At 63.3% G+C, this 2,309-nt stretch carries 5 protein-coding genes; all 5 read left to right on the top strand.

The genetic code is table 11. The features are described from left to right. On the top strand, positions 1 to 403 hold a 403-nt coding region (locus JCM12178_RS17235; RefSeq protein WP_245628856.1), incomplete at its 5' end, for a glutamate racemase. Continuing rightward, the gene (locus JCM12178_RS20525) at positions 364 to 495 is read left to right on the top strand and encodes a hypothetical protein (RefSeq protein ID WP_284690226.1); all 132 of its coding nucleotides are present in this window, start codon (positions 364 to 366) and stop codon (positions 493 to 495) included. The genes JCM12178_RS17235 and JCM12178_RS20525, both read left to right, overlap by 40 nt. A 59-nt stretch (positions 496 to 554) precedes the next feature. Then, complete coding sequence (locus JCM12178_RS17230; RefSeq protein ID WP_054653204.1) at positions 555 to 791, top strand: hypothetical protein; 237 nt, start codon at positions 555 to 557, stop codon at positions 789 to 791. 90 nt (positions 792 to 881) lie between these two features. Then, a complete protein-coding gene (locus JCM12178_RS17225) occupies positions 882 to 1,481 on the top strand; it encodes a LemA family protein (RefSeq protein ID WP_054653202.1) in 600 nt (199 codons plus the stop codon). 117 nt (positions 1,482 to 1,598) lie between these two features. Beyond that, positions 1,599 to 2,306 (top strand): TPM domain-containing protein, encoded by a 708-nt coding sequence (locus tag JCM12178_RS18085; protein WP_083466023.1) that lies wholly within the window; start codon positions 1,599 to 1,601, stop codon positions 2,304 to 2,306. The last annotated feature ends 3 nt before the right edge of the window (positions 2,307 to 2,309 follow it).

Raw genomic sequence — 2,309 nt, 5'->3', positions numbered from 1 at the left:
CAAGGCCAGCCGGTCCGGGCGCATCGCGGTCATTGCCACGGAGTCCACCATCCGGGGCCGGGCCTATCACCGGGCGATCACGGCAATCAGGCCGGACGCGCAGGTGGACGGCCATGCCTGTTCGCTGTTCGTCTCGCTGGCCGAAGAAGGCTGGCATACCGGGGAGATAGCCGAGGCCGTGGCCATGCGCTATCTGGACCCCATCTTCAACGATGCGCACGCGCCCGACACCCTCGTGCTCGGCTGCACGCATTTCCCGCTGCTCAAGCAGGCCATAGGCAACGTCATCAACCCGGAAGCGGCCATCGTGGACTCTGCCGGGACCACGGCGCAGGCGGTGCACGGCTGGTGCACGACCTCGGCATGGGCGCAACCGAAGGCCACGGGGGCATCCGCTTCCTGACCACGGACGATGCGGCGCGGTTCGCCCGTACCGGGCAGGGTTTCCTTGGTCGCTCCATCCCCGAGGATGACGTCCGGCTCGTGGACCTCTGATTTCACCGTCTCGTCACCACGCCGCTGCAGGCTTGTCACGCCTGTGATGCAGGATGATCATGGATTCAACCGACAAGGAGCCGTCCATGACCGCCTGCACAGCCATCGCCATCCTCATGGCTCTCGTTTTTGCCGGATTCACCGTTTCGCGGATATTCTATCCGGAAGGGTGGTACAGCGCCAATGCCGCGCTGTTGATGCAGGCGCATCAGGAAGCATCGGGCGAGCCTCCCGCACACGATCTCGATGACGAATGCGCGTCGGGCTTGTCCGGTAAAGAGTGTTACGATTCGTAAAACACCACTTTTCCCGTCCACTTCCCTTGCGGGCAGGCCGCCGAGAACTTATAGAGGTATCCAACGGAACCCAAACACAGGATACTTCTGATGCTCAAACGAATTGCCACGTTTTTCATGATCGCCGTGATGGCCGCCTCTCTCGGCGGCTGCGGCTACAACTCCATCCAGCAGAACGAGGAAGAGGTTTTTGCCGCATGGGGCAACCTCGAGGCCGCGCTGCAACGCCGCGCCGACCTCATTCCCAATCTGGTGGAGACCGTGAAGGCCTTTGCCTCCCACGAAAAGTCCACCCTGCAGGCAGTGGTTGAGGCCCGCGCCAAGGCCACTCAGACCAAAATCTCCGCCGGACAGCTCGGTGACAAGGCCGCGCTCGCCAAGTTTCAGGCCGCGCAGGGCCAGCTTTCCTCGGCTCTTTCCCGGCTGATGGTCGTGGTGGAACGATACCCGGACATCAAGGCCAGCCAGAACTTCCTCGGGCTGCAACACCAGCTCGAAGGCACGGAAAACCGCATCAACGTCGCGCGCCAGCGCTACAACACGGCGGTGAAGACGTTCAACACCTCCATCCGGACCTTCCCGAACTCCCTGACGAACAGCATGCTGCTCAACCTTGAGCGCAAGGAGTTTTATCAGGCCGATCCCGGCGCCAAGACCGCGCCCAAGGTCAACTTCGGGGAGAGCGGATAACGCGCTCGATTGAAGCACGCAACAGGCGGCGGTCAGGGCCTTCGGGTCAGGGCCGCCTTTGCGTATTCACCGGCCGCGTGGAAAACCGGGCCGCAACCGACAACCGCAAGGAAGCGTATGAACGCTGAACAACCACATATTTCGCGCCACAGGGGACCGCTTCACCCGCTGCTCTCCGGGGTGCTCGTCCTGATGATGCTTCTGCTGACCGTACCGGCCGCTGCACTGGAAGTGCCGAAGCTGACCGGTCGCGTCGTGGACAACGCCGGCATGCTCTCGCCCGAGGCGGAGCGCAAGCTGAGCGCGGCCCTTGGCGAACTGGAAAACACCGACTCCACGCAGGTGGCCGTGTTGACCGTGCCCTCGCTGGAAGGCGACTCCATCGAGGACTTCGGCATCCGCGTGGCCGAGGCGTGGCAGATCGGCCAGAAGGGCAAGGACAACGGGGTCATCCTCATTGTCTCCAAGGAAGACCGCAAGGTTCGCATTGAGGTCGGCTACGGGCTGGAAGGTTCGCTGACCGATGTGCTGGCCGGGACCATCATCGACAACGAGATCACCCCCCGCTTCAAGGCCGGGGACTTCGACGGCGGCATCATGGCCGGGGTCGTGTCCATCTATCAGGCCGTGCAGGGCCAGTACAAGGGAACCCCGAAGGCCAAGCGGTCCCGCAAGTCTGGCGGTCCGGGCTTCTTCCTTATTCTGCCCCTTATTTTCATCGTGGCGCACTTCTTCACGCCCCGGCTGGGCAGCCGCCGGTCCTCGCTCAGGCGCGAACGCGGCAGCGGCGGGAGCATCCTGCCGTGCTCATTCTCGGCGGCATGATGG

Source organism: Salidesulfovibrio brasiliensis JCM 12178, from assembly GCF_001311825.1.
GTDB classification, from domain to species: Bacteria; Desulfobacterota; Desulfovibrionia; order Desulfovibrionales; family Desulfovibrionaceae; genus Pseudodesulfovibrio; species Pseudodesulfovibrio brasiliensis.
The sequence above is the reverse complement of the archived record's forward strand: the minus strand, read 5'-3'. Positions and strand labels throughout refer to the sequence as shown.